The organism is Stenotrophomonas sp. YIM B13575 (assembly GCF_042787595.1).
Classification (GTDB): domain Bacteria; phylum Pseudomonadota; class Gammaproteobacteria; order Xanthomonadales; family Xanthomonadaceae; genus Stenotrophomonas; species Stenotrophomonas lactitubi_B.
Genome location: NZ_JBHZOP010000057.1, coordinates 1 through 26,048 on the forward strand (window position 1 = coordinate 1; position 26,048 = coordinate 26,048).

At 66.5% G+C, this 26,048-nt stretch carries 22 protein-coding genes; 13 read left to right on the forward strand and 9 right to left on the reverse strand.

The window, feature by feature from the left end:
- The 3 genes from ACFX4F_RS10750 to uvrA form a co-directional block, all read right to left on the reverse strand.
- On the reverse strand, positions 1–511 hold a 511-nt coding region (locus ACFX4F_RS10750; protein ID WP_380655017.1), incomplete at its 3' end, for an enolase.
- 82 nt (positions 512–593) lie between these two features.
- Positions 594–1,001: an acyl-CoA thioesterase gene (locus tag ACFX4F_RS10755; RefSeq protein WP_380655020.1), complete on the reverse strand. Its 408-nt coding sequence runs from the start codon at positions 999–1,001 to the stop codon at positions 594–596.
- Positions 1,001–3,997 carry an excinuclease ABC subunit UvrA gene (uvrA, locus tag ACFX4F_RS10760; protein WP_099821026.1) on the reverse strand — a complete coding sequence of 999 codons (2,997 nt, stop codon included), beginning with the start codon at positions 3,995–3,997 and terminating at the stop codon, positions 1,001–1,003. The genes ACFX4F_RS10755 and uvrA overlap by 1 nt, the downstream gene beginning before the upstream one ends.
- Before the next feature lie 342 nt (positions 3,998–4,339).
- Here uvrA and rplU point away from each other — a divergent pair, with 342 nt between their 5' ends.
- From rplU to obgE, 4 genes are read left to right on the forward strand one after another with little or no spacing between them, the layout of a single operon-like run.
- Positions 4,340–4,657 carry a 50S ribosomal protein L21 gene (rplU, locus tag ACFX4F_RS10765; RefSeq protein WP_004148331.1) on the forward strand — a complete coding sequence of 106 codons (318 nt, stop codon included), beginning with the start codon at positions 4,340–4,342 and terminating at the stop codon, positions 4,655–4,657.
- Positions 4,658–4,668: 11 nt separating this feature from the next.
- Positions 4,669–4,932 carry a 50S ribosomal protein L27 gene (rpmA, locus tag ACFX4F_RS10770; RefSeq protein ID WP_089239574.1) on the forward strand — a complete coding sequence of 88 codons (264 nt, stop codon included), beginning with the start codon at positions 4,669–4,671 and terminating at the stop codon, positions 4,930–4,932.
- Positions 4,933–4,991: 59 nt separating this feature from the next.
- On the forward strand, positions 4,992–5,129 hold the full coding sequence (locus ACFX4F_RS10775) for a hypothetical protein (protein WP_157804331.1): 138 nt from the start codon (positions 4,992–4,994) through the stop codon (positions 5,127–5,129).
- Positions 5,126–6,181, forward strand: a complete 1,056-nt coding sequence (gene obgE, locus ACFX4F_RS10780; RefSeq protein ID WP_025873852.1) for a GTPase ObgE — start codon at positions 5,126–5,128, stop codon at positions 6,179–6,181. The genes ACFX4F_RS10775 and obgE overlap by 4 nt, the downstream gene beginning before the upstream one ends.
- Before the next feature lie 215 nt (positions 6,182–6,396).
- Here the strand turns inward: obgE and rpsT are convergent, their stop codons facing one another.
- Positions 6,397–6,666, reverse strand: a complete 270-nt coding sequence (rpsT, locus tag ACFX4F_RS10785) for a 30S ribosomal protein S20 (RefSeq protein ID WP_025873851.1) — start codon at positions 6,664–6,666, stop codon at positions 6,397–6,399.
- A 116-nt stretch (positions 6,667–6,782) separates the two neighbouring features.
- Here rpsT and murJ point away from each other — a divergent pair, with 116 nt between their 5' ends.
- The 8 genes from murJ to ACFX4F_RS10825 all read left to right on the forward strand — a co-directional run bounded on the left by murJ (position 6,783) and on the right by ACFX4F_RS10825 (position 16,806).
- Positions 6,783–8,387 (forward strand): murein biosynthesis integral membrane protein MurJ, encoded by a 1,605-nt coding sequence (gene murJ, locus ACFX4F_RS10790; RefSeq protein ID WP_099821027.1) that lies wholly within the window; start codon positions 6,783–6,785, stop codon positions 8,385–8,387.
- A gap of 75 nt (positions 8,388–8,462) precedes the next feature.
- A complete protein-coding gene (locus tag ACFX4F_RS10795) occupies positions 8,463–9,410 on the forward strand; it encodes a bifunctional riboflavin kinase/FAD synthetase (protein ID WP_025873849.1) in 948 nt (315 codons plus the stop codon).
- Positions 9,407–12,238, forward strand: a complete 2,832-nt coding sequence (ileS, locus tag ACFX4F_RS10800; RefSeq protein ID WP_380655029.1) for an isoleucine--tRNA ligase — start codon at positions 9,407–9,409, stop codon at positions 12,236–12,238. The genes ACFX4F_RS10795 and ileS overlap by 4 nt, the downstream gene beginning before the upstream one ends.
- Positions 12,238–12,762 carry a signal peptidase II gene (gene lspA / locus ACFX4F_RS10805; protein WP_380655032.1) on the forward strand — a complete coding sequence of 175 codons (525 nt, stop codon included), beginning with the start codon at positions 12,238–12,240 and terminating at the stop codon, positions 12,760–12,762. The genes ileS and lspA overlap by 1 nt, the downstream gene beginning before the upstream one ends.
- 27 nt (positions 12,763–12,789) lie before the next feature.
- Complete coding sequence (gene ispH / locus ACFX4F_RS10810; RefSeq protein ID WP_099821031.1) at positions 12,790–13,740, forward strand: 4-hydroxy-3-methylbut-2-enyl diphosphate reductase; 951 nt, start codon at positions 12,790–12,792, stop codon at positions 13,738–13,740.
- A gap of 123 nt (positions 13,741–13,863) precedes the next feature.
- The gene (locus ACFX4F_RS10815; RefSeq protein WP_380655035.1) at positions 13,864–14,025 is read left to right on the forward strand and encodes a hypothetical protein; all 162 of its coding nucleotides are present in this window, start codon (positions 13,864–13,866) and stop codon (positions 14,023–14,025) included.
- Positions 14,026–14,260: 235 nt separating this feature from the next.
- Entirely contained in the window at positions 14,261–16,144 is a 1,884-nt protein-coding gene (locus tag ACFX4F_RS10820) for a M61 family metallopeptidase (RefSeq protein ID WP_380655039.1), read from the forward strand.
- Positions 16,141–16,806, forward strand: coding sequence for a lysoplasmalogenase (locus ACFX4F_RS10825; protein WP_380655042.1), 666 nt, complete (start codon positions 16,141–16,143; stop codon positions 16,804–16,806). The genes ACFX4F_RS10820 and ACFX4F_RS10825 overlap by 4 nt, the downstream gene beginning before the upstream one ends.
- Positions 16,807–16,886: 80 nt before the next feature.
- Here the strand turns inward: ACFX4F_RS10825 and ACFX4F_RS10830 are convergent, their stop codons facing one another.
- The 5 genes from ACFX4F_RS10830 to ACFX4F_RS10850 all read right to left on the reverse strand — a co-directional run bounded on the left by ACFX4F_RS10830 (position 16,887) and on the right by ACFX4F_RS10850 (position 22,931).
- Positions 16,887–17,591 carry a hypothetical protein gene (locus ACFX4F_RS10830; RefSeq protein WP_380655045.1) on the reverse strand — a complete coding sequence of 235 codons (705 nt, stop codon included), beginning with the start codon at positions 17,589–17,591 and terminating at the stop codon, positions 16,887–16,889.
- Positions 17,588–18,556: a hypothetical protein gene (locus ACFX4F_RS10835; protein WP_380655048.1), complete on the reverse strand. Its 969-nt coding sequence runs from the start codon at positions 18,554–18,556 to the stop codon at positions 17,588–17,590. The genes ACFX4F_RS10830 and ACFX4F_RS10835 overlap by 4 nt, the downstream gene beginning before the upstream one ends.
- A 45-nt stretch (positions 18,557–18,601) precedes the next feature.
- Entirely contained in the window at positions 18,602–21,316 is a 2,715-nt protein-coding gene (locus ACFX4F_RS10840; protein ID WP_380655161.1) for a TonB-dependent receptor domain-containing protein, read from the reverse strand.
- 95 nt (positions 21,317–21,411) lie between these two features.
- A complete protein-coding gene (locus ACFX4F_RS10845) occupies positions 21,412–22,380 on the reverse strand; it encodes a FecR family protein (protein WP_380655051.1) in 969 nt (322 codons plus the stop codon).
- Positions 22,377–22,931: an RNA polymerase sigma factor gene (locus ACFX4F_RS10850; RefSeq protein ID WP_236512618.1), complete on the reverse strand. Its 555-nt coding sequence runs from the start codon at positions 22,929–22,931 to the stop codon at positions 22,377–22,379. Before ACFX4F_RS10850 ends, ACFX4F_RS10845 begins: the two co-directional genes overlap by 4 nt.
- Positions 22,932–23,144: 213 nt before the next feature.
- Between ACFX4F_RS10850 and ACFX4F_RS10855 the strand changes: the two genes are divergently transcribed.
- A complete protein-coding gene (locus tag ACFX4F_RS10855) occupies positions 23,145–26,033 on the forward strand; it encodes an autotransporter domain-containing protein (protein ID WP_380655055.1) in 2,889 nt (962 codons plus the stop codon).
- Positions 26,034–26,048 lie beyond the last annotated feature (15 nt).

The following is a 26,048-nucleotide window of genomic DNA, read 5'->3' on the forward strand; positions in this document are numbered from 1 at the left end:
TTTCCGCGGTTTCAATCCAGTTGCCGGTCGAGATCTGCCCGCCCAGCACATCAAGGTAGGCCTGCTCGCCGGGCTCGCCATCGCCATAGCGCGAATAGCTCGCCAGGCGTCCATGCTGCTGGAAGTACGCGTGTGCCTTGCTGTAGCTCTCACGCATCTCCGTGATGTGCTCCAGCGCGTCGTTGTCCTGCACCTGGTCGCCGATGAAATAGCCCTCCTCACCGAGGAAACGCATGCGGTTGTCGGCGGTCAATTCAAAGGCGATCCAGTTGGTGCCGGTGAACGCGTTGTGGTGTTCTTCGGTGGCTTCGCCGATGCAGCCTTCATAGGGCTCGATCGGACACAGCAGGGTGGCGGCCTGGCCGGCCAGTTCCGGGCGCAGCACGCCGAGGTCGATCTTCAGCAGCGGCAGCAGGTGCTGACCAAGCCAGGCCTGGTCAGCGGGGAATACGTCGGCGGGGAAGGGGACCATGCCGGGCAGCAGGTCGCGCAGTTCAGTCTGGTGGATCATGTCAGTCCTTTGATGTGGAACGGTAGCGCCGGGCCATGCCCGGCGGGCCGGTGCCGACCAAGGTCGGCATCTACCAGATGTGTCAGCTCGACGCGTTGCGGATCGCCTCAGGCAGTGGCGCGCTCTTGCCGGTCTGCGTGTCCATCCACACCACCACCACGTTGCCGTCCGAATATAGCTTCGACTCATCCTGCTGGTCGACGATGCGATGACCGATGGTCACGCTGCTGTTGCCCAGGCGCTCGACGAACAGCTCGACCAGGATGTCGTTGGGCCACACGATCGGCAACCGGTAGTTGACGTTGGTGGCAGCCACCACCGGTGCGATGCGGTCGGTCATCGACACGCCTTCCACGCCCAGCATCCAGCGCACGCGCGCCTCTTCCAGGTAGGAGATGTACTTGGCGTTGTTGACGTGGCCCATGCTGTCCATGTCACGCCAGCGCACGCTGATCGGAATGCGGGCCAGGATCTTGTGTTCGCTGCTCATCAGGCGTCCTTCTTCTTCTTGGTGCCGGCCGTGGCGGTCTTGCTGGCCTTGCCGGTGCTCTTGGCGGCGGCGGCCTTCTTGGCCGGCTTCTCGGGCTTCACCTTGCGCGGCGGGCGCGCATCGGGCTTGTTGGCCACGGCGGCGGGCTGGTCCGGTCGCGCAGTAGTGGACGGCAGCATCCGGGCGAGGAACTGGCCGGTGTACGAATCCGGGCATGCGGCCACGTCTTCCGGCGTGCCGGTCACCAGGATGGTGCCACCGCGATGACCGCCTTCCGGACCGAGATCGACGATCCAGTCCGCGGTCTTGATCACGTCCAGGTTGTGCTCGATCACCACCACCGTGTTGCCCTCGTCGCGCAGCTTGTGCAGCACGCCGAGCAGTGCCTCGATGTCGTGGAAGTGCAGGCCGGTGGTCGGCTCGTCGAGGATGTACAGGGTGCGGCCGGTATCGCGGCGTGACAGTTCCTTGGACAGCTTCACGCGCTGCGCTTCACCACCGGACAGCGTGGTCGCGCTCTGGCCCAGCTTGATGTAGCTCAGGCCGACATCGACCAGGGTCTCCAGCTTGCGGGCGATGGACGGTACCGGCTCGAACAGCTTCAACGCATCTTCGACGGTCATTTCCAGCACGTCGTTGATGTTGAAGCCCTTGTACAGGATCTCCAGCGTTTCGCGGTTGTAGCGCTTGCCATGGCAGACGTCGCAGGGCACGTACACGTCCGGCAGGAAGTGCATCTCGACCTTGATCAGGCCATCGCCCTGGCAGGCCTCGCAGCGGCCACCACGCACGTTGAAACTGAAGCGGCCCGGCGAATAACCGCGCGCACGCGATTCGGGCACCTGTGCGAACAGTTCGCGCAGGGGAGTGAACAGGCCGGTATAGGTGGCCGGGTTCGAACGCGGGGTGCGGCCGATCGGCGACTGGTCGATGTCCACCACCTTGTCGAACAGGTCCAGGCCATCTATCTCCTTGTAAGGCGCGATCGGGTGCGAGGCGCCGTTGATCTCGTTGGCAGCCAGCGAGAACAGGGTGTCGTTGATCAGGGTCGACTTGCCCGAACCGGACACGCCGGTCACGCAGGTCAGCAGCCCCGCCGGAATGGCCAGGTCCACGCCCTTCAGGTTGTTGCCGGTGGCACCACGCAGATGCAGGGTCATCTTCGGGTTCGGCTTGTGCCGGCGCGCCGGGATCTTGATCGCGCGCTTGCCCGACAGGTACTGGCCGGTCAGCGAACGCGGTGCATCGAGGAGGTCCTGCAGGCTGCCCTGGCCGACGATCTCGCCGCCATGCACGCCCGCGCCCGGCCCGATGTCCAGCACGTAGTCGGCCAGACGGATCGCATCTTCGTCATGCTCAACCACGATCACCGTGTTGCCGAGGTCGCGCAGGCGGGTGAGGGTGCCCAGCAGGCGCTCGTTGTCGCGCTGGTGCAGGCCGATGGACGGCTCATCGAGCACGTACATCACGCCCACCAGGCCGGCACCGATCTGGCTGGCCAGGCGGATGCGCTGCGCCTCGCCACCGGACAGGGTGTCGGCCTTGCGCTCCAGGGTCAGGTAATCCAGGCCCACATCGACCAGGAAGCCGAGACGCTCACCGATCTCCTTGACGATCTTCGCAGCGATCTCGCCGCGCCAGCCCGGCAGGCTCAGTTCGCTGAAGAACTTCAGCGCTTCATCGATCGGCAGCACCACCAGTTCCGGCAGCGGGCGATCGGCCACGAACACGTTGCGCGCGGCCTTGTTCAGGCGTGCGCCGTTGCACTCGGGACAGGCATGCTCGCTGATGTACTTGCCCAGCTCTTCCTGCACCGCCGCCGATTCGGTTTCCTTGTAGCGGCGTTCGAGGTTGGGAATGATGCCTTCGAAGCGATGCTTGCGCTGGGTGCGGCCACCGGCCTCGGTGAAGTAGGTGAAGGTGATCGCTTCCTCGCCGCTGCCATACAGCACGGCCTGCTGCACCTTGGCCGGCAGCGAGTTCCACGCCGCGTCGGTGTCGAACTTGTAGTGCTTGGCCAGCGAGGCGATCAGCTGGAAGTAATAGGCATTGCGGCGATCCCAGCCGCGCACGGCACCGGCAGCCAGCGACAGCTCGGGATGCACCACCACGCGCGAGGGATCGAAGAATTCGGCCATGCCCAGTCCATCGCAGCCGGGGCAGGCGCCCATCGGTGCGTTGAACGAGAACAGGCGCGGCTCCAGTTCGGGCAGCGAGTAGTCGCAGACCGGGCAGGAATACTTGGACGAGAACAGGGTAGGGGTCGCACCGGCGTCGTCCAGCGACTGCACCGACGCCATGCCATCACCCAGCTTCAAGGCCGTTTCGAAGCTCTCGGCCAGGCGCTGCTTGATGTCTTCGCGCGGGCGGAAGCGATCGATCACCGCCTCGATGGTGTGCTTCTGGCGCAGCGCCAGCGGCGGCACCGCATCGATTTCGTACAGCTCGCCATCGACGCGCACACGCACGAAACCCTGCGCGCGCAGCTGGTCGAACACCTGTGCGTGCTCGCCCTTGCGGTCGCGGATCACCGGCGCCAGCAGCATGTAGCGCTGTTCCGGGTCCAGCGTCAGCATGTGGTCGACCATCTGGCTGACCGTCTGCGCTTCCAGCGGATAGCCGTGGTCGGGGCAGCGCGGCGTGCCGACACGTGCGTACAGCAGGCGCAGGTAGTCGTAGATCTCGGTGATCGTGCCGACCGTCGAGCGCGGGTTGTGCGAGGTCGACTTCTGCTCGATCGAGATCGCCGGGGACAGGCCTTCGATATGGTCCAGGTCCGGCTTTTCCATCACGCTCAGGAACTGCCGCGCATACGCCGACAGGGACTCGACGTAACGCCGCTGGCCCTCGGCATAGATGGTGTCGAACGCCAGCGACGACTTGCCCGAGCCGGACAGGCCGGTGATCACGATCAGTTTGTCGCGGGGCAGGTCGAGGTCGATGTTCTTGAGGTTGTGCGTCCGCGCGCCGCGGATGCGGATGAAATCCATCGCCATGGGGAATCCGGTTGTGGGGGCGTGGCTGGGCCGCCGGGCCAGCGATAGGGCGGCAATCGGTCAGCCTACCGAGGTGACCAGATGGGGGCAATGGGCGACAATGCCAGCCCGGTGTCTCACCTCGTGAGACGGCCAGTAGAGCCGAGCCACGCTCGGCTGGCCGGCCCCCGAACCGTTCAGCCGAGCATGGCTCGGCTCTACTGAGGGCGGGGGACAGGTCCCCGCAGGCCCCGCCCAGGGGTTGACTTGACCCGTCCGCGGTGGTCCACGTACAATTCCGCTCCTGTCCGCCCTCGACGGCGGCAGTCCATAGACCACAATAACTACAGAGGAAGTCTGGTCATGTACGCAGTACTGGTCACCGGCGGTAAGCAATACCGCGTGGCGCAGGGCGAAAAGCTCCGCATTGAAAAGCTCGAAGTCGAAGTCGGCAGCGAGATCAAGTTCGACAACATCCTGCTGCTCGGCGACAGCGATGGCATCAAGATCGGCGACGCCCTGAGCGGCGCTGCGGTCACTGCCACCGTCCTGTCCCAGGGTCGTGCCGACAAGGTCCGGATCATCAAGTTCCGTCGCCGTAAGCACCACATGAAGCGCCAGGGTCACCGTCAGTACTACACCGAAATCGAGATCACCGGCATTGCCGGTGGCAGCAAGTAAGGAGATAGGTCATGGCACATAAAAAAGGCGTAGGCTCTTCGCGCAACGGTCGCGACTCCAACCCGAAGTACCTCGGCGTCAAGATCTTCGGTGGCCAGGCCATCGAAGCCGGCAACATCATCGTGCGTCAGCGCGGCACCCAGTTCCACCCGGGTTCCGGCGTCGGCCTCGGTCGTGACCACACCCTGTTCGCCCTGACGGACGGCAAGGTGGAGTTCACCGTGAAGGGCCCGAAGAAGCGTCGCACCGTCAGCGTCGTCTCGGTCGAAGCCTGATAAGGCTGCGTCCGGCGCCCATGCCTCGGCATGGCCGTGCTGGATGAAGAGCTCGCTGCATGAAGAGCCCCGCTTCGGCGGGGCTTTTCGTTGGAATCAATGGTAAAACGGGCATCGCCCGGTTGTCGGCCAGCGGCCGGCACTACATCAAGGTGGCGGCGTGCATGCCGCGCCCATCGCAGGCATCGAAACAATGAAACTGGTAGACGAAGCAGAAATCGAAGTGTTCGCCGGCAACGGCGGCAACGGCTGCATTGGCTTCCGTCGCGAGAAGTTCATTCCGCTCGGCGGCCCGGACGGCGGCGACGGCGGTGCGGGCGGCAGCGTGTGGATCCGCGCCGACGAAAACCTCAACACCCTGGTCGACTTCCGCCATGACCGCATCTTCAAGGCGCAGCGCGGCGAGAACGGCATGGGCCGCCAGGCCTATGGCAAGGGTGGCGAAGACATGGTCATCACCGTGCCGGTCGGCACCGTGATCATCAACGTGGCCACCGATGAAATCATCGGCGACCTGACCCAGCATGGCGACCGGCTGCTGGTGGCCAAGGGTGGCCGCGGCGGCCTCGGCAACATGCATTTCAAGAGCTCCACCAACCGCTCGCCGCGCCAGGCGCTGCCGGGCGAGCCGGGTGAAGAGCGCACGCTGAAGCTGGAGTTGAAGCTGCTGGCCGACGTCGGTCTGCTGGGCTTCCCCAATGCCGGCAAGAGCACCCTGATCCGCGCCGTCTCGGCGGCGACGCCGAAGGTGGCCGATTACCCGTTCACCACGCTGTACCCGAACCTGGGTGTGGTGAAGGTGGAAAACTACCGCAGCTTCGTGATCGCCGACATTCCGGGCCTGATCGAAGGTGCGGCCGACGGTGCCGGCCTGGGCGCGCAGTTCCTGCGCCATCTGCAGCGCACCCGCCTGCTGCTGCACCTCGTCGACATCTCGCCGATGGAGGGTGGTGTGGAAGGGGTTTCCCCGGTCGAGCAGGTGCGTGCCATCGAGCGCGAACTGGAAAAGCACGATCCGGAGCTGCTGGCCAAGCCGCGCTGGCTGGTGCTGAACAAGGCTGACCTGATGTTCGAGGACGAGGCCAAGGCCGCCGCCGAGAAGATCGTGGCCGAGCTGGGCTGGAAGGAGCCGTGGTTCCTGGTGTCCGCACTGGGTCGTGAGGGCACGTTCCCGATCATGAGCCGGATCATGGCGTTCTTCGATCGCCAGAAGGAAGACGAGCTCGAGGCGGCCCGCAACGCGCAGTAATGCCTGTTGTGGTTCCCGCGAAAAAACCCGGCTTCGGCCGGGTTTTTTGTGGGTGCCGCTCTTCTGTAAAGCCGAGCCCATGCTCGGCTGCTGTTCGCGCGGCCAGCCGAGCATGGGCTTGGCTCTACAGAAGCGGAAACTGCAGGCAACAAAAAACCCGGCCGAAGCCGGGCTTTTGCGTGCTGCCGGAGCCGGGGCTCCAGCAACCAACCGGATCAGGCGGCCTGGAGGGCCTTGATGCGGTCGTTCAGGCGGCTCTTGTGGCGAGCAGCCTTGTTCTTGTGGATCAGGCCACGCGCGCTGAAACGATCCAGGATCGGCTGGGCAACGGCGAAGGCGGCTTGAGCGCCGGCGGCATCGTTGGCGTCCAGCGCCTTGATCACTTTCTTGACAGCGGTGCGCAGCATCGAGCGCTGAGCCACGTTGCGCGCGTTGCGCACGACGGTCTGCTTGGCGCGCTTCTTGGCGGACTTGATATTGGCCACGGTGGTGGTTTCCTGAAAAATCGGTGTTATGGGAACAGCAAGCTAGCTAGTATGATGGCGTAAGAAATGTACGTCAAGTCGATTGTCAAGAGGGGCGTTGAGTGAGTTCACCCAAGATGTTGCGGGGCCTGCTGTCGTTCAGCAGCATGACCATGGTCTCGCGGGTTCTCGGCCTGGTCCGGGACCAGGTGGTGACCTCGACCTTCGGCACCAACGCCATCACCGATGCTTTCTGGGTCGCCTTCAGGATACCCAATTTCCTGCGCCGGCTGTTCGCCGAGGGCTCCTTTGCCACCGCATTCGTGCCGGTGTTCACCGAGGTGAAGGAGACCCGCAGCCACGCCGAGCTGCGTGAATTGATGGCCCGCACCGCCGGCACCCTGGGCGGCGTGCTGATGCTGGTCACCGCACTGGCGCTGATCTTCGCGCCGCAACTGGCGTCGGTCTTCGCCAGTGGCGTCGACACCGACCCTGCCAAGCAGGGCCTGCTGATCGACCTGTTCCGCCTGACCTTCCCGTTCCTGCTGTTCGTCTCGCTGACCGCCCTGGCCGGCGGCGCGCTGAACAGTTTCCAGCGCTTCGCGATGCCGGCGCTGACCCCGGTCATCCTCAACCTGTGCATGATCGCCGGCGCGCTGTGGCTGGCGCCGCGGCTGGGGGGCACACCGGAAAAGCAGATCCTCGCCCTCGGCTGGGCCGTGCTGGCCGCCGGCCTGTTGCAGCTGCTGTTCCAGTTGCCTTCGTTGAAGGGTATCGACCTGCTGACCCTGCCGCGCTGGGGCTGGAACCATCCGGGCGTGCGCAAGGTGATGACGCTGATGGTGCCGACCCTGTTCGGCTCGTCAGTGGCGCAGATCAACCTGCTGCTGGATACCGTCATCGCCGCCAAGCTGACCGATGGTTCGCAGTCCTGGCTGTCGCTGGCCGATCGCTTCCTGGAGCTGCCGCTGGGCGTGTTCGGCGTGGCCCTGGGCACGGTGATCCTGCCGGCGCTGGCCCGGCACCATGTCAGTACCGACCGCGAAGGCTTTTCGCGCTCGCTGGACTGGGGCCTGCGCATGACCCTGCTGATCTCGGTGCCGGCCATGCTCGGCCTGCTGCTGCTGGCCGAGCCGCTGATCTCGACGATCTTCCAGCACGGCCAGTTCACCGCCTTCGACACCCGCATGACGGCGCTGTCGGTGTACGGCCTGAGCTTCGGCCTGCCGGCCTTCGCGCTGCTGAAAGTGGTGCTGCCGGCCTTCTACGCGCGGCAGGACACCAAAACGCCGGTGCGCGCCGGTGTCGCCGCGCTGGTGGCCAACATGGTGTTCAACTTCGCCCTGCTGGCAGTGCTGTACCAGGTGATGGTGCCCGATGAGCTGAAGGCGCAGGGGGTGATGGCCGCCCTCGGCAAGCAGCCCGGCCTGCACCTGGCATTGGGCATCGCCAGCGCGCTGTCCAGTTACCTGAACCTGGGGCTGCTCTGGTACTGGCTGGGCAAGACCGATGTCTACCAGCGGCGTCCCGGCTGGGGCGGTTACCTGCTGCGGCTGCTGGTGGCGTGCACGGCGATGGTCGGCGTGCTGCTGGCCCTGCTGTACTGGCTGCCGGGCTTCTCGTCGATGGGCGTGTGGGAACGGATCGGTGCCCTCGGCCTGCTGGTCGGCGGTGGCGGGCTGACCTATCTGCTGGCAATGGTGGCGATGGGCTTCCGTCCGCGCGACCTGCGCGGGCATTGATCGTGGCTCCCGGCGGCTATACTTCAGGGTTACACCATTGAAACGGCGGGCTTGGGCCGGCCGGAACGAGAGTTGATGAGCAGGCTGTTCAGAAGCGTCGAGGGCGGGGAGCTGTTCCCCAACGGAAGCGTGGTCTGCATCGGTGCATTCGACGGCCTCCACCTGGGCCATCGTGCGCTGGTGCGGCACGCGGTCGCGCGTGCGCGCGCCTTGGGTGTGGCTGCGGTGGCGGTGGCCTTCGAGCCCCTGCCGCGCGAGTTCTTTGCCCAGGGCACGCCGCCGCCGCGGCTGACCCTGGCCCGCAGCAAGGTCGAGATCCTGCACGAACTGGGCGTCGATGCGATCGGCCTGCTGCGCTTCGACGCGGCGATGGCGGCGATGCCGGCCGAAACCTTCGTGCGCCAGCTGCTGGCCCAGCGCCTGAACGCCCGCGAGGTCTGGATCGGGCCGGAGTTCTGTTTCGGCAACCGCCGCCGTGGCGATCTGGCCCTGCTGCAGGCGCTGGGTGCCGAGCTCGGTTTCAGCGCCGGCGAAATCGAAGCGGTCGACCTGCACGGTGATCGCATCTCCAGCACCCGGATCCGCCAGCTGCTGCAGGAAGGCGACTTCGCCCGCGTCGGCGACCTGCTGGGGCGTCCCTACTCGATCAGCGGGCGGGTGGTGCGCGGGCGTCAGCTCGGCCGTACGCTGGGCTTCCCCACTGCCAACCTGCGGTTCCCGAAGACCCCGGCGCTGTCGGGCATCTACGCAACCTGGGTGCACGGGGTGTTCGACCAGCCGTGGCCGTCGGTGTCCAGTTTCGGTACCCGGCCGACCGTGGACGGCGTGGAGCCGCTGCTGGAAGCGCACCTGTTCGATTTCCAGGGCGACCTGTACGGGCGTCACATCGAAGTGGAATTCGTCGCCAAGCTGCGCGATGAAGAGAAATTCAATGATCTGGCGGCGCTGACCGACCAGATGCACCGCGACGCCGAACAGGCGCGTGCCATCCTTTCCGAACATAGATTGCGAGCCACTGCGTGAGCCAGGACTACAAGACCACCCTCAACCTGCCGGCCACCGAATTCCCGATGCGCGGCGACCTGCCCAAGCGCGAGCCGGGCATTCTGGCGCGCTGGGAAGAGCAGGGGCTCTACCAGCAGCTGCGCGACAACGCCGCCGGCCGCCCGCTGTTCGTGCTGCATGACGGTCCGCCGTACGCCAATGCGCGCATCCACCTGGGCCACGCGGTCAACAAGATCCTCAAGGACGTCATCGTCAAGTCGCGCTACCTGGCCGGCTTCGATGCGCCCTACGTGCCGGGCTGGGACTGCCATGGCCTGCCGATCGAAATCGCGGTGGAAAAGAAATGGGGCAAGGTCGGGGTGAAGCTCGATGCGGTCGAGTTCCGGCAGAAGTGCCGCGAGTTCGCCGAAGAACAGATCGACATCCAGCGTGCCGACTTCAAGCGCCTGGGCGTCACCGGCGACTGGGACAACCCGTACAAGACCCTGAGCTTCGATTTCGAGGCCAACGAGATCCGTGCGCTGTCCAAGATCGTGGCCAACGGCCATCTGTTGCGTGGCGCCAAGCCGGTCTACTGGTGCTTCGACTGCGGCTCGGCACTGGCCGAGGCCGAGATCGAGTACCACGAGAAGACCTCGCCGGCGATCGACGTGGCCTACGCCGCGCGTGATGCGCAGGCCGTGGCGCAGGCGTTCGGTGTCAGCCTGCCGGCCGATGTCGAAGTGGCCGTGCCGATCTGGACCACCACCCCGTGGACGCTGCCGGCCTCGCTGGCGGTGTCGCTGGGCGCGGACATCCGCTACGTGCTGGCCGAAGGCCCGGCGCACAACGGCAAGCGCCGTTGGCTGGTGCTGGCTGCTGCGCTGGCCGAGCGTTCGCTGCAGCGCTACGGCGTGGACGCGGTGGTGCTGCACGGTGAAGCCGAAGGTTCGGCGCTGGAAAACCAGCTGCTGGCGCACCCGTTCTACCCGGAGCGCGAGATCCTCGTGCTCAACGGCGAACACGTGTCGGACGAGGACGGTACCGGTGCGGTGCACACTGCGCCCGGCCACGGCCAGGAAGACTACGTGGTCAGCCAGAAATACGGCCTGCTGGAGAAGTACAACGCCGGTCAGATCACGCCGATCGACGGCCGTGGCGTCTACCTGGAATCGACCCCGCCTGCAGGCGACGTGGTGCTGGCTGGCCAGCACCTGTGGAAGGCGCAGGAGGCGATCGTGCAGGTGCTGCGTGACAGCGGCGCACTGCTGGCGTTCGTCGAGATCCGCCACAGCTACCCGCACTGCTGGCGGCACAAGACGCCGGTGGTGTTCCGCGCCACCCCGCAGTGGTTCATCTCGATGGACAAGGCCAACCTGCGCAACGATGCGCTGGCCGCCATCGACACCGTCGGCTGGTTCCCGAGCTGGGGCAAGGCGCGCATCCAGAGCATGGTCGATGGCCGCCCGGACTGGACGATCTCGCGCCAGCGCACCTGGGGCGTGCCGATCGCACTGTTCACCCACCGCCAGACCGGCGAGATCCACCCGCGTTCGGTGGAGCTGATGCAGCAGGTGGCCGACCGCGTTGAAGCCGAAGGCATCGACGTGTGGTACTCGCTGGACGCGGCCGAACTGCTGGGCGCCGAAGCGGCCGACTACGAGAAGGTCACCGACATCCTCGATGTCTGGTTCGATTCCGGCGTGACCCATGAAGCGGTGCTGGCCGCACGTGGCTTCGGCAAGCCGGCCGACCTGTACCTGGAAGGCTCCGACCAGCATCGCGGCTGGTTCCAGTCCTCGCTGCTGACCGGCGTGGCCATCGACAAGCGCGCGCCGTACAAGCAGTGCCTCACCCACGGTTTCACCGTGGACGAGCACGGCCGCAAGATGTCCAAGTCGCTGGGCAACGGCATCGAGCCACAGGAAATCATGAACAAGCTGGGCGCGGACATCCTGCGCCTGTGGATCGCCTCGGCCGACTACAGCAACGAGATGTCGCTGTCGCAGGAAATCCTCAAGCGCACCGCCGACGCTTACCGTCGCCTGCGCAACACCGCCCGCTTCCTGCTGGGCAACCTGGACGGTTTCGATCCGGCCCAGCACCTGCGCCCCCTCAACGAGATGGTCGCGCTGGACCGCTGGATCGTGCATCGCGCCTGGGAGCTGCAGGAGAAGATCAAGGCGGCGTATGACAACTACGACATGGCCGAGATCGTGCAGCTGCTGCTGAACTTCTGCAGCGTGGACCTGGGCTCGCTGTACCTGGACGTGACCAAGGACCGCCTGTACACGATGCCGACCGATTCGGATGGTCGTCGTTCGGCGCAGAGCGCGATGTACCACATCGCCGAAGCGTTCACCCGCTGGGTGGCGCCGATCCTGACCTTCACCGCCGACGAGCTGTGGGGTTACCTGCCGGGTGACCGTGCCGGCCACGTGCTGTTCACCACCTGGTACGAGGGCCTGGCGCCGCTGCCGGCCGAGGCACAGCTCAACGCTGCCGACTTCGACCAGCTGCTGGCCGTGCGCGAACAGGTGGCCAAGGTGCTGGAGCCGATGCGCGCCAATGGTGCGATCGGTGCCGCGCTGGAAGCGGAAATCACCATCGCCGCCAGCGAAGAGCAGGCCGCGCGCTGGCAGCCGCTGGCCGATGAACTGCGTTTCCTGTTCATCAGCGGTGACGTGCAGGTGCGCCCGGCGACCACCGACGAGGTGTTCGTCAGCGCCCAGCCGACGCAGAAAGCCAAGTGCGTGCGCTGCTGGCACCACCGTGCCGACGTCGGCAGCAGTGCCGACCACCCGGAACTGTGTGGCCGCTGCGTGACCAACATCGCCGGTGCCGGCGAAGTGCGGAGCTGGTTCTGATGGCCGCCCCGCGCCCGCATCCGAACGCACTGGTCTGGCTGCTGCTGTCGGCAGTCATCATCGGCCTGGACCAGTGGTCGAAGGCCTGGGTGCTGTCGAGCCTGCCGGAGTTCCAGCCGGTGGTGGTCATCGACGGCTTCTGGAACTGGTACCGCACCTACAACACCGGTGCAGCGTTCAGCTTCCTGAGCGATGCCGGTGGCTGGCAGAAGCACTTCTTCACCGTTCTGGCGATCGCCATCAGCGGCCTGATGGCTTGGTGGCTGCGTGCTACCGCCCGTGGCAACTGGAAGGCCGCCGTGCCTTACGCGCTGATCATCGGCGGTGCGATCGGCAACGTGATCGACCGCCAGGTGCATGGTCATGTGGTGGATTTCATCCAGTGGTACGTCGGCGAGCATGTCTGGCCGTCGTTCAACATCGCCGATTCGGCCATCGTGGTGGGTGCCGTAGGCATCGCCCTGTTTGGCCTGTTCGACGGCAAGTCCGCCAAAAAGGCGGATAATGCCAACCCGAAACCGTAAGCCGGCCGCTGCCGGGAGACTGAACTGATGGATGTGCTGCTCGCCAACCCGCGTGGTTTCTGTGCCGGTGTCGATCGTGCGATCGAGATCGTCAAGCGCGCGATCGAAACGCTCGGCGCGCCCATCTATGTCCGCCATGAGGTGGTGCATAACCGTTTCGTGGTCGATGACCTGAAGCAGCGCGGCGCGATCTTCGTCGAAGAACTCGACGAAGTGCCGGACAACAACACCGTCATCTTCAGCGCCCATGGCGTTTCCCAGGCCGTGCGCCAGGAAGCCGAGCGTCGTGGCCTGAAGGTGTTCGACGCCACCTGTCCGCTGGTGACCAAGGTCCATTTCGAAGTCGCCCGCCACTGCCGCGCCGGCCGTGACGTGGTGCTGATCGGCCATGCTGGCCATCCGGAAGTGGAGGGCACGATGGGGCAGTGGAACCGCGAAGCGGGCACCGGCCAGATCTACCTGGTCGAGGACGTGGAGCAGGTGGCCACGCTGCAGATCAACCAGCCGGAAAACTTCGCGTACACCACCCAGACCACGCTGTCGGTGGACGACACGCGTGGCATCATCGATGCGCTGCGCGAGCGCTTCCCGGCGATGCAGGGGCCGAAGAACGACGACATCTGCTACGCCACGCAGAACCGCCAGGACGCTGTGCGCGACCTGGCCAAGCGCTGCGACCTGGTGCTGGTGGTCGGTTCGCCGAACAGCTCCAATTCCAACCGACTGAGTGAGCTGGCCCGCCGTGAAGGCGTGGAGAGCTACCTGATCGACGGTGCGCACGAGATCGACCCGGCCTGGGTGGTGGGCAAGCAGCACATTGGCGTGACCGCTGGTGCCTCGGCACCGCAGGTGCTGGTCGATGGCGTGCTGGCGCGTCTGGCCGAGCTGGGGGCTTCCGGTATCGGTGAGCTGGACGGCGAGCCGGAATCGATGGTGTTCGCGCTGCCGAAGGAACTGCGCCTGCGCCTGGTCGACTGACCGGGAAGAGCTTCATCCACGCATGGCGTGGATCTACCGATGGGCCTGCCGGTTTATTGCGATGGCGCATCTGGTGGGTGTGAACCTTGGTTCGCACGGCTTCGGGATGCAGGTCATCCACGCATGGCGTGGATCTACCAATGGGTCTCCCGGTTTATTGCGATGGCGCATCTGGTGGGCCTGAACCTTGGTTCGCACGGCTTCGGGATGCAGGTCATCCACGCATGGCGTGGATCTACCAATGGGTCTCCCGGTTTATTGCGATGGCGCATCTGGTGGGCGTGAACCTTGGTTCGCACGGCTTCGGGAAGCGCGCCATCCACGCATGGCGTGGATCTACCCGGTACTCCTCCGCTTTCCAGTAGATCCACGCCATGCGTGGATGCTGTTAGTCTTCGCCAACGCTCCGATGAGGCTTTGCCGCATCAGGTCGGTGCACTGGCAACCATGACCTTCGGCCATGGGGCTCGGCACCGCACAGGCCTAGCATCGAGGAATCCTCTGCTGCTGGAAGTTGCCGATGAAAACCCGTGCCCTGGTGATGTCCGTGCTGTTCGCGCTGGCGGCCACGCCCGCGCTGGCGCAGACCCCGCCACCGGGTGATGCCGCCGCCCCGGGCCTGCTGCGCATCGATGTCGACGCGCGCGACCTGGCCCGGCGCATCTTCAAGGTCACCGCCACCGTGCCAGCCAAGCCCGGTCCGCTGACCCTGCTGTACCCGCAGTGGATTCCCGGCAACCATTCGCCCACTGGCCCCATCGACAAGCTCGCCGGCCTGCGGGTGACCGCCAACGGCAAGCCGTTGGCCTGGCAGCGCGACCAGTTCAACGTATACGCGTTCAAGGTGGAGGTGCCGGCGGGTGTGAGCGAGATCGTCGCCCACTTCGATTTCCTGTCTTCGCAGGGTGGAAGCCAGGGCCGGGTGGTGATGACCCCGGAAATGCTCAACCTGCAGTGGAATGCCAATTCGCTGTATCCGGCCGGCGTGGACGCGCGCAACCTGCAGGCGCAGGCCAGCGTGACGCTGCCCAAGGGCTGGGCCTATGCCACCGCGCTGGAGACCGCGCGCCGCGATGGCGACACCGTGGTGTTCAAGCCGATCTCCTATGACCACCTGGTCGACTCGCCGCTGTTTGCCGGCGAGCATCACCAGCGCATCGACCTCGATCCCGGCGCGAAGGCACCGGTGCACCTGAACGTGTTCGCCGACGATGCCAAATCACTGAAGCCAACCGATGCGCAGCTGAAGGTGCATCGTGCGCTGGTGCAGCAGGCCGACAAACTGTACGGCGCGCGTCACTACGATCACTACGAATTCCTGCTTGCCCTGACCGATCGCCTCGGCGGCATCGGGCTGGAGCATCATCGTTCCAGCGAAAACAGCGCCGACCCGGGGTATTTCACCGAGTGGGACAGCAATGCCTGGATGCGTGACCTGCTGCCGCATGAGTACACCCACTCGTGGAACGGCAAGTACCGTCGCGGTGCCGATCTGGCCACGGCCAACTTCAACACGCCGATGGGCGACAGCCTGCTGTGGGTGTACGAAGGCCAGACCCAGTTCTGGGGCCAGGTGCTGGCCGCGCGTTCCGGGCTGTGGACCATCGAGCAGGCGCGCGACATGCTCGCGAACGTGGCGGCAACCTATGACCGCGGCCGCCCGGGCCTGGCTTGGCGTCCGCTGCAGGACACCACCAACGACCCGACCATCGCCCAGCGCCGCACGTTGCCGTACCGCAATTACCAGATGAGCGAAGACTACTACTCCGGCGGGCAGATGCTGTGGCTGGAGGTAGAGGGCAAGCTGCGGGGGCTGACCGGCAACCGTCGCAGCCTGGATGATTTCGCGCGTGCGTTTTTTGGCGTCGGCAACGGCGATTGGGACGTCAATCCGTACACCTTCGACGACGTGGTGGCGACCTTGAACGGCATCGCGCCGTACGACTGGGCCAGCTTTCTGCGCCAGCGCCTGGACGGGCACGGATCGCTGACCGGCGGCCTGGAACTGGCGGGCTGGAAGCTGGTCTACCGCGATGCGCCAAACGAGGCCTACAAGGCACAGGAAAAGCGCGCGAAGGCGGCGCTGCTGGCCTATTCGCTGGGCGCGACGGTAGTCGACAGCGGCGTAGTCGGTGATGTGGTGTGGGACAGCCCGGCGTTCAATGCCGGCCTGGCGCCGGGCATGAAGGTGATCGCCGTTGGTGGTCGCGAATACAGCAGCCAGCGCTTGAAGGACGCGGTGGCTGCGGCGGCCACTGACAAGGCGCCGATCACACTGCTGGTCAAACAGTTCGACCGCATCGATACGATGAAGATCGACTACCACGGCGGCCTGCAGTATCCGGTGCTGGAACGCATCAGCGGCCGCCCGGATCGCCTTGCAGAGCTGTGGAAGGCGCGATGAGCCTGCGTACGCGCGATGGGCTGATCCTGGTGGTGGCCGTGCTGGCCATCGTCGGCGCCTACCTGGACGGCGACGGGCGTTGGCTGCACTGGTTGGCCAAGCCGGCGACCACGCTGCTGATCGCCGCCATCGCCTGGCAGGCGCGGCCGGTAGCGGATGCGTTCTACCGGCGCGCGGTGCTGGCCGGCATGCTGTTGTCCTGCGTGGGCGATATCGCGCTGATGCTGCCGATCGACGCGTTCGTGCCGGGGCTGGTTGCCTTCCTGCTGGCGCATCTGTGCTACATCGCTGCGTTCCGTGCCGGCCTGCGCGCAGGTCGCGGATTGCTCGCAGCGTTCGTGCTGCTTGCCGCATTCGCTTCGATCAACGTCGCCGGCCTGTGGCCGCATCTGCCGCTGCCGATGCGCCTTCCGGTGCTGGCCTACGTCGTGGTACTGGCCGCCATGGCAGTGCTGGCGCTGGCGCGTTACTGGAAGCGGCCGCACGCCGATGCGTTGGAAGCGGGCAGCGCGCGTTGGGCCGCCTCCGGCGCATTGCTGTTCGTGGCCAGCGATTCGTTGCTGGCGTGGGATCGTTTTGGCGGTGGCCTGCCGTTGGCCAGCCTGCTGGTGCTGTCCACGTACTACGCCGCGCAGTACGCCATCGCCCGCTCGGTGAGATAGCAGAAAAGGGGACGGAGGGGATCAAGTCGCTTTGGCCATCGTCGCGCCACTTGCGACCTGATCCCCTCCGTCCCCTTTTTCTACTGCAGGTTGCCCTTGGCGTCGTAGCGCAGGCGCACGGTCTGGCGGTCGCCCGCCACTTCATCCGGCAACCACACCAGCTTGCCGCCCTTGCGGATGACCACATACACATGGCCGACCTGGGCCGGCGTACGCATCAGGGCATTGCGCTGCTCCTGCAGGGCCTGCGTCACCCGTGGCACGGCATCGAAATCGATGTTGGCCAGTGCGGTGCTGCTGCGGCGCAGGGTGATGGTGGGTGCGAACTGCTGCGGATTCACCGCGTCGCCCTTGCGCCACTGCCCGCGTTGGTAGTGGTAAGCATCCACATGGCCCGGCTGCTGTGGGTCGACCAGGTCGATGTCGATGCGACCGTCGTCATGGAAGTGGATGCTGTGGAAAACGACCAGGCGTTCGCCGGCCAGTCCGGGCATCGCTTCCAGCGCCTGCCTTGCAGCCTGCAGGCGCTCGGTGTCGAGCAGCAGGTTGGGCCGTGCCCGCCCGGGCACGCGCATCGGTTCGAAAGCTGCCCGTGGCGTGGCGATGGCCGCCGTACGCAACGGTTGTTCCCAAGGATGTTGCTGCGTTGCATCCGCAGGCGCGGTCGATGCGGCGCCGCGCAGGGTCGCATCAACGGTCTGTAATACACCGCCCGCCGTGGCGACGCCGGCCAGGGCCAGCACCACGCCGGCGAACACCAGCGGTGTGGACACGGGCCGCTTCACGCGTCCTCCATGCGCACGCTGCGGCGATCATCCGGGTCGTACAGGATGTCGACCTGCCCACGTGGAATGTTGGCCAGTTCGAGCAGCGCAACGAAGCGGCGCACGCTGGCCTGCTGCACGTTGCCCTCGCGGTCGAGGTATTCCAGCTGGAACTCCACCTGCGGTTGTTCGTTGACGTAGGTACCGGTCTGGCGCACATCGAGTACCCGCGCTTCGGCAGCGATACCGCGGTACTTGAGCGCTTCGCCGCGCGCGTCGATCTGCAGCGTGCCGGCCAGCAGGCGCGCCAGCAGGCGCAGGCCGATCAGGTAGCTGCACAGGACCAGTGGGCAGATCAGCAGTGGGTGACCGAATCCGAGGAACGTCCAACCCATGCCATCGCTCTGCAGGCGGTAGGCCATGACGTACGCAGCAGCGACCCCGACGATGCCGACCAGGCCGCCGATGGCCCGGCGCCACAGGCTGGCACGGTCCAGTTCCGGCTGCGCTCCTTCCAGCATCAGATTGGGTGGAGTGCCCGGCGTGCGGCTGAGCAGCACATCCAGCTGTCTGCCCACGGCAAAACGCTGCAGCTGTGGCTTGCTGTCGACCACGATCAGCGTTTCGGTGATCGGCGTGCCGGACAGGTTGTCGAAGGCCAGTTGCAGCCGCCACTGCGCGAAGCCGCGCACCTGCACGCCAGTCTGTTCGGCCTGCTCGATGCGCGCGCTGCGTGGCTCGCCGTTGGCGAGGATGCTGCGTACGCGTTGCAGTGCGCGCGGTGGCGCCAGCAGCAGGTAATGCAGGAAGGCGTACAGCAGCACCAGCCACAGCGCCAGCGACGTCGCCAGCAGGCCAAGCGCCAACCATGGCGCGCTGCGGTCGCCCAGGTCCATCGGCCAGCTGGTGCCGTAATAGAGCAGGCAGGGGAAGGGCAGCGCGAAGAACAACATGAGCGCGCCCAGGAACCAGAGGTAGGCTTTCATGACTCGCCTTCGACGCCGTGGAACAGGCGGCGTAGGGTACTACGCTCAGCGGAATTGCAGGGTCAGCAGGAAGTAGCGCCCCAGCGGATCGTCCAGTCCGGCCATCTGCCCGCCGCTGCCGACAAGGTAGTTCACCGGCCGCGTATCGAGCAGGTTGTGCACGTCCAGAGCGGCAATCACGCGTGGGCTCAGCCGGCGCGCCAGGTGCAGGTTCCAGCGCAGCTGCGCGGGGTTCATGCAGCGGCGCTGGTCATGCTGCTCCTGCGTGCATGCTTCACCGGCCAGCCATGCGCGGGTGCGGCCGACGCGGTTGCCACGCAGGGCGATGTCCCAGGAAGGGTTCTGCCACTGCACGTTGAGAATGCCCGCGTTCGCCGGCGTGGCATGCCCGCGCAGGTCCACCGATTCGCCATGGCTGCGATCACGACGCAGTTCCTGCTGCTTCAACGCATCCAGCGAGAACAGCCATTGCCCGTTGCGGCCGGCATCCACCCGGTACTCGCCACGCAGTACCCAGTTGCGTGAGGTGGTGCGGCCGATGTTGTCGAATGACAGGCGAAGATCACGCAGGCGGCCCTGCTCATCCAGCTCCCAGGTACCGGGATTCCACAGCGCATCGCTGGGTTGCAGGGCGAGGATCTCGTTGCGCAGTTCGACGATGTTGTGGGTAAGTGACAGCGAGAACGCATCGCTCGGTGTCCAGCTGGCAGCCAGCGAGTGGCTGCGCGAGGTCTCCGCTTTCAGTGCATCGTTCTCCACCACCTCTACTTCCACCGCGCAGCCGCCACCGCGCAGCGGGCGCGCGCACGGCGGCAGGGAAGCCGATGCGGGCAGGGGATACAGGCCGAAGTAGCCCGGCGGTCGCCGCCGCTCGAAGATGCTGGGCGCGCGGTAGCCGCGGCCACTGGCCAGCAGGAACGACCAGTGCGGGCTCGGACTCCAGCGCAGGCCGGCACGCGGCGAGAATGCGGTGTCACTGCCATCGCGGTCCAGCCGCGCAGCCACGTCCAGGCGCAGCGTCGGCGCCAACGGCAGGCCCAGTTCGGCGTAGGCGGCGTTGCTTTGCCGGGTCAGCCGGCGCTGCTCCAGCGGCAGGCCCAGGGCCAGCTCACCCTTGCCCAGCAGCGGATCGGGCAGCGACGTCCAGCGCTCGCGGCGCAGGTCGATACCGGTGGCCAGCTGTGCCGCACCGCCTGGCAGTGTCATCAGGGTGCGCTGCATGCCCCACCAGCCCTGCCACTGTTCGGTACGACCGCGGTTGTGGATGGCCGGAAACAGCTCGTCTGCCAGCCCCGGCGGCAGGGTGGAAAAGCCGGGCAGGAAATCCAGCGTTCGTGCGGCCTCCAGCAGACGCTCGCTGCGCACGGTGCCTTCGGTGCGCAGGTCCACCTGGCTGCGCTGCGCGCTGAGGCCGGCATCCCAGCTGCGGCCGGTGCGCTCGCGGCCCATGCCGAAACTGACGTCGCCTTCAGTGGCATGCACGCGCGGGCGCACTTCGCCGCCTTCCTGCAGGACCACATTGAGGATCGCGCCACGGCTGAAATTGAGGGCGACGGCGGTCGGGCCCAGTTCAAAACGCTGGCGGTTGTGGCTGGCGCGTGCTTCCACATAGGCGTAGCGTCCGTCACCGCGCTCGTGGCGATAGCGCAGGTAGCCGGACAGCGTTTCCGATGCCGGCTGCAGCGAGCGCGGGCGGGCGTTGTCGAACCAGCAGCCGTCGTCTTCGCGCTGCAGCGGCGGATGGCACTGCGTGGCCGGGTAGTAATCGCCGTTGCCCAGGATCAGCCCGATCGGGTACAGCGAGGTTTCCGCATGCCAGTCGCGCTGGTCACCGGCCACATGCTGCAGGCGATGCAGGTCGACGCCGGCGAACCAGCGGTCGCCACCTTCGCGCACGCCACCCGTTGCCGCCTGCAGCCGGTACTGATCGCCGTCGCCACGGCTGCTGACACCCGACTGCAGCGTAGCTTCCGGCCCCTCGGCCTGGTCACGCAGGATGATGTTGACCACGCCGGACATCGCATCGGCGCCGTAGATGGCCGACGCGCCGCCACGCACCAGTTCGATGCGCTCGACGAAGCTGAGCGGAATGCCACCCAGATCGGTCAGCCCGCCTTCTTCCAGCGAGACCATTGGATAGCGCGGCAGGCGCCGGCCATTGACCAGGAACAGGGTCGCGCGCGGGCCCATGCCATCCAGGCTGGTGGTGGCCGCTGCGCCGACCGGCAGGTACAGCGAATCGCCACTGCGCGAGGTGCTCAGGGGCGGGTGGCCGTTCATGCCGGGCAGGTGGCGCAACAGGTCGAACAACGTGCCGTAGCCGCTGCGCAGGATGTCTTCGCGGTCGATCACCGTTACTGGGAGCGTGGTCTGCACGGAGGTGCGCGGCAACCGGCTGCCGGTGACATGGATCGGCGCCAGCTCCACCTGCACCGGCTTCGGTGGCGCCGGCGGCGGTGGCCGCTGTACCGGCTGCGCGACCACGTCGGCTGGCGCAGCATGCCGGCGCACCACGAATCCGCCGCTGGGTGTCTGCAGGATGTTCACCGGCATGCCGGCGACGAGCTGCTTCAGCGCAGCGGCCGGCGCCAGCGAGCCGGCGACGCCGCCGCTGCGCAGGTCGGTCAGCTCACGCGCGTCGAATACCAGGGCGATGCCGCTCTGGCGCGCCCATTGCTGCAGGGCCGGCGGCAGGGCGCCGGGAGCGATCCGGTAGTCGACCTGCCTGACGGCTTCTGCTGACGCCGCCGTTGCCGTCACGCCCGGCACCAGCACAACGCACAGCAGGGCCTGCAGCAGGCCCCACCGAAGCGCGTCCCAACGAAGCACACCCGGCGCCGGCATCGGCCGCCGCCTCAGTAGGTGCGGCGCAGTTCCAGCGCGCCATCCGAGCGCGGCTGGCCAGCAATGGACCACCCCAGTTCCAGGGCGGAAAGCAGTTCGTGCGCGTCGCCTGCACGGAAGGTGCCGCTGACCGCTAGGTCGGCGATGTCTGGGTCGGCGACCACCAGTGGCGTGCTGCCATAGCGGTTCATGCGTTCGACCACGGTGGCCAGGGGCGTGCCGTCGAACACCAGCTTGCCCTGTGGCCAGGCCTCGGCGGCAGCGGTCGAGGACAGCTGCGGGCCCGGTTGGATCTTGCCGGAGGCCAGGACCTGCAGCTGCTGGCCCGGCGAGAGCGTGTGCTGCGCGCTGCCACTGGTGACTTCTACCACGCCTTCCAGTAGCGCGACCTCGACCCGGCCGTCAGTCAGCCGTTCCACCTGGAAGGTGGTGCCGATATCGCGGATCGAACTGCCGCCGGCCTGCACCCGCAGCGAGCGCGATGATGGTTCGACCTGCAGCTGGATGCGACCGTGTTCCAGCGCCAGTTCGCGCTTGCGCCAGCCGAAGCGCGCGGTGAGCGTGGTGCCGGCATCGAGCGTGGCGATGCTGCCATCGGCCAGCGTTCGCTGCTGCGGCAGCAGGCTGGCGTTGGCATAGGTCAGCGGTGTGGGGTTGCCATCGGTGTACAGCATCCAGCCCAGGCCAACGGCGAGGCAGACGCCGGCAGCGGCGGCGACACTCGGCAGCCAACGCCGCTGCGGCCTGCGTGCTGTGCGTGCAGCCGCGGTGCGCAACCACGGGTCGCCGGCCAGGCCGGCACTGCGCTGGTGCAGCTTCTCGGCCTGCACCCAGGCGCTGACATGCGCGGGATCCTCGGCCAGCCAGTCCTCAAAGGATTGACGCTCTTCGGGGCTGCAGTCGGGGGCGTCCAGCCGGGCTACCCAGGCGCTTGCGTGTTCAAAAAGCAACGTGTCATCCCTGTTGTCGTTGCGGATCATTCGGTGTCTCCATCATTGTGGAGAGGATCGGGGCCCAGCTCCTTGCGCAGGCCCTGCAATGCACGGGCAATGTGTTTTTCCACGGTCTTGGCGGTGATGCCGCAATGCCGGGCGATCTGTGTATAGCTCATCCCGGTGATGCGGTTGAGCAGGTACACCTCGCGGGCACGTTCGGGAAGCTTGAACAGTGCCTGGCGCAGCAGGGCGAGCATCTGCCCGGATTCTGCCTGACGCAGCGGATCAGGAGAAGCACTGGCGGCTTCTTCGTTGCCGTCGCGCTCGGTCAGCGACAGGTGGTTACGCGATTGCGGCGAGCGCCCGCGGTCTGCCAGGCGGTTGCGGGCAATGCGATACAGCAGCAGCCGCAGCTCCTCGGTGTCGTGCGCGCGGTAGCGGATCAGGCGCTCCATGCAGTCCTGGGCGATGTCCTCGGCATCCTCGGGGCCGACACCGCGGGCGCGCAGGAAAGCACACAGCGGCGCGCGTTCCTCGCGTACGAATGCGATGAAGACATCCGGAACCCCGGGCAGTTCCGGCGCAGGACGGAGCAAAGGGGAGGGCACGGACAGGGGAGGGCCTCGAACGACGATGACGGACGCGTCATCGAGTTTTACGCGACGGTGACCGGATGGGGAAGCCCACGTTTCTTCTGCATTTCCATTGTGAATGCATTCATCTTTTTCCTCGTCGCCGACTGGGGGCGTCCGCCCTGCTGCTGCGTTCTGCTTTCGACCCGCGTGGTGCGGGCGGAGAGAGAGAACGCAATGAAGCATTCGAAGTTGAGCGTCGCCCTGGCAGGCTTGGTGGGTATCGCGACCCTGGGCCAGATGGATGACGTCATGGCAATGAATTATCACGTGCAGGGCGATCGCGTCGTACTCAGCGGCGGTGTCACCGTCGCCGACGTGGTCGCATTGCCGGCGTTGCTGGCCAAGGCGCATGCCGAAGGCCGTCCGATCCGCGAAGTCGTGCTGCGCACCTCCAATGGTGGCGCGCTGATCGCGGGTGAGTGGCTGCAGGGGGTGATCCGCAGCAACGGCCTGAACACCATCGTGTCCGGCCACTGCATCTCGTCCTGCTCGATCATGCAGTCCGGTGGCGTCGAACGTTACCTGGCCGGCGACCTGCCGCTGGTCGACTCGGTGCAGATCCACGCCGCCAGCAGCGGTGGCAAGGTGATCTATACGCCGTCGCCGCGGATGACCAAGATCTACACCGGCAACTACGGCGGCGGCATGGATGCCGGCCTGCTGCACAAGGCCATGTACGAGGTGGTGCAGCCCAACGGCCTGCTGGTGTTCCGCGATCCGGCCCGGACCACCGGCCCGTCGGTCAGCTTCGATCCCGATGGCAGTGGCCGCAAGCTGGAAACCTTCCCCGGGCAGGACATCTACAGCAACAACATCATCACCGCCGCCGGTTACCGCGACCCGGGCGACACCCTGACGGTCACCGGCAATGTCAGCGGCGACATCAACCCGGGCTATCTGCGCACCGCACGCCAGCTGCAGGCGTTCGTCGATGACGACTTCGCGCGCTGGAACGATACCGACTTCGCCACCACGTACATCAACTATGCGGTGAACATCTACAACCGCTCCAGCGCCGGCCCGAACGGCATCGGCCCGGCGTCGGTGCAGGATTACCTCAACGACCCGGGTACACGGCAGCTCCTGCTTGGCCAGTTGCGCCTGGATGAGCTGGATGCCTCCACGCTGGGCAACTCGGCCGGCGTGATCCGCGTCGCCAAGGGCGGCACCTGGCGCACTGCCGAAACCACCGGCGCCGATTTCATGCTGGTGGAGAACGGCACCATCGCCCTGGAAGGCGGTGCCCTGCGCACCCCGGAGCTGCGCGTGCTGGCGGCCGGCATGGTGGTCGGCCACGGTGACATCGCCTCGGTTGCCACCGACTCGAACGCACTGCTCGATGGCACCGGCCCCTCGTTCCGCGAGGATGGCTTCAACCGCCTGCGCGTGTACGGCACCCTGATGCCGCGTGGCGGTGACCTGGTCACCCACGGTTACGTCAACATCATGCCGGGCGGCAAGGTACTGTTCGACGTCACCGAGGCGGGCGGCACCAACAGTGGCCGCCTGCGTGTGGGCGACTTCTACGACAGCGGCACCAACGAGGGTGCACTGGTCATTTCGCCGGGCGCGCACCTGGAACTGAACGTGGCGCAGGGCTTCTACGCCGGCAACTACCAGCGCGAACTGGTGAGCGGCCCGATCTACCAGGGCGGTTTCACCGATGCGGTGCGCCTGGGCGACACCGGCTATACCGCCAGCATCACCAACGGCGAGGTGTTCCGGCCACGCCACAACTCGTTGCTGAGCTTCAACATCAAGCAGACCGCCGAGGGCCTGTCGCTGACGGCGAACCCCGGTTTCGACCAGCTCGCGCAGCTCACCGGCAACAACGGCAACGACGGTCTCGGCCGCGCGCTGGCCACGGCCGGCCAGCGCCAGGATGCCGGCCTGAAGCCGTTGCTGGGTGCACTGCAGTTCGCGGACCGCGATGTGATCGCACAGCAGGCCGGTGCACTGCGCGGTGATGGCCATGCCAGCCTGCGCCTGGCCGACAACGCGCTGGTCGGCAGCATCGGCAGCGTGCTGCAGCAGCACCAGGCCGCACGACGCAGCGGCAGTGGTGACGCCGGTGGCCTGGCGGCACAGGCCGCGCAGGCGGCGTCGGCACAGCCCGGCATGGCCAATGGCAGCCTGTTCAACCAGTTGGCGATGCACCTGGTGGAGCCGGCGGGGGCGGGCGGTGGCAACACCAACTTCGGCGGCGAAGCACCTCGCAACCACGGCCTCTGGGGCCGCGGTTTCGGCAGCCATGGCCGCATCGACGGCGAGGGCGGCGTGGCCGGCCTGAGCCATACCGTCGGCGGCATCGTGCTCGGTGCCGATACGCAGCTGGCCGATGACCGCGTGACGCTGGGCGTCAGCGTTGCCGCCGCCGACATGTCGACCAAGGGGCGCGATGGTTCCGGGTTCACCGGCGACGTGCGCGCGCTGGATGTGGGCGGCTACCTGGATGCCACCTACTCGCGTGGCTACCTCTCGGCCTCGGTGCGCTACACCGACCTGCGCCACGACACCCGCCGCAGCATCGAGGGCATCGACGGCCTGCAGGGCCCGCTGCGTGCCAAGTACAACAACGATGCGATCTCGGCCCGCCTGGAACACGGCTTCTCGTTCACCACCGCCAAGGGCGTGGTGATCCAGCCGCTGCTGCCGGTGGTCGATTACGCGCGCACCTCGGCCACCCGTTTCAATGAAGGGCAGGGTGCTGGCGCGCTGGTTGGGCGTGGTGACAGCCTGGAGAGCATCCGGGTCGGCGCGGGCCTGCAGTTGTTCAAGACATTCGAAGGCAACAACGGCGAGCGCATCACCCCGCGCGCGCGCGTGGTCTGGCAGAAGGAACTGGGCGACACCCAGGCCCGTTACAGCACCGGCTTCGCCGCTGCGCCGGACCTGGTGTTCGGTGCCAGCAGCCAGACCGTGGGCGAGCAGGTGCTGGCCTGGAACCTGGGCGTGACCAGCCGCGCCAGTGATCGCCTGTCGGTGATGGTCGACTACGTGGGCGAGCGTCGCGACGGCCAGTTGCAGAACGGCGTGATGCTGGGCCTGGGCTATACGTTCTAAGGCAGTAGCGGCACC

Excerpts from the sequence above, each read along its gene's own strand:
- ACFX4F_RS10795 (WP_025873849.1), top strand. The coding sequence starts at position 8,463 with ATGAGCAGGCTGTTCAGAAGCGTCGAGGGCGGGGAGCTGTTCCCCAAC.
- rplU (WP_004148331.1), top strand. The coding sequence starts at position 4,340 with ATGTACGCAGTACTGGTCACCGGCGGTAAGCAATACCGCGTGGCGCAG.
- obgE (WP_025873852.1), top strand. The coding sequence starts at position 5,126 with ATGAAACTGGTAGACGAAGCAGAAATCGAAGTGTTCGCCGGCAACGGC.
- ACFX4F_RS10775 (WP_157804331.1), top strand. The coding sequence starts at position 4,992 with ATGAAGAGCCCCGCTTCGGCGGGGCTTTTCGTTGGAATCAATGGTAAA.
- ACFX4F_RS10845 (WP_380655051.1), bottom strand. The coding sequence starts at position 22,380 with ATGATCCGCAACGACAACAGGGATGACACGTTGCTTTTTGAACACGCA.
- rpmA (WP_089239574.1), top strand. The coding sequence starts at position 4,669 with ATGGCACATAAAAAAGGCGTAGGCTCTTCGCGCAACGGTCGCGACTCC.
- ACFX4F_RS10825 (WP_380655042.1), top strand. The coding sequence starts at position 16,141 with ATGAGCCTGCGTACGCGCGATGGGCTGATCCTGGTGGTGGCCGTGCTG.
- uvrA (WP_099821026.1), bottom strand. The coding sequence starts at position 3,997 with ATGGCGATGGATTTCATCCGCATCCGCGGCGCGCGGACGCACAACCTC.
- murJ (WP_099821027.1), top strand. The coding sequence starts at position 6,783 with ATGTTGCGGGGCCTGCTGTCGTTCAGCAGCATGACCATGGTCTCGCGG.
- ACFX4F_RS10835 (WP_380655048.1), bottom strand. The coding sequence starts at position 18,556 with ATGAAAGCCTACCTCTGGTTCCTGGGCGCGCTCATGTTGTTCTTCGCG.
- ACFX4F_RS10855 (WP_380655055.1), top strand. The coding sequence starts at position 23,145 with ATGAAGCATTCGAAGTTGAGCGTCGCCCTGGCAGGCTTGGTGGGTATC.
- ACFX4F_RS10755 (WP_380655020.1), bottom strand. The coding sequence starts at position 1,001 with ATGAGCAGCGAACACAAGATCCTGGCCCGCATTCCGATCAGCGTGCGC.
- ACFX4F_RS10820 (WP_380655039.1), top strand. The coding sequence starts at position 14,261 with ATGAAAACCCGTGCCCTGGTGATGTCCGTGCTGTTCGCGCTGGCGGCC.
- ACFX4F_RS10815 (WP_380655035.1), top strand. The coding sequence starts at position 13,864 with ATGGCGTGGATCTACCAATGGGTCTCCCGGTTTATTGCGATGGCGCAT.
- ispH (WP_099821031.1), top strand. The coding sequence starts at position 12,790 with ATGGATGTGCTGCTCGCCAACCCGCGTGGTTTCTGTGCCGGTGTCGAT.
- lspA (WP_380655032.1), top strand. The coding sequence starts at position 12,238 with ATGGCCGCCCCGCGCCCGCATCCGAACGCACTGGTCTGGCTGCTGCTG.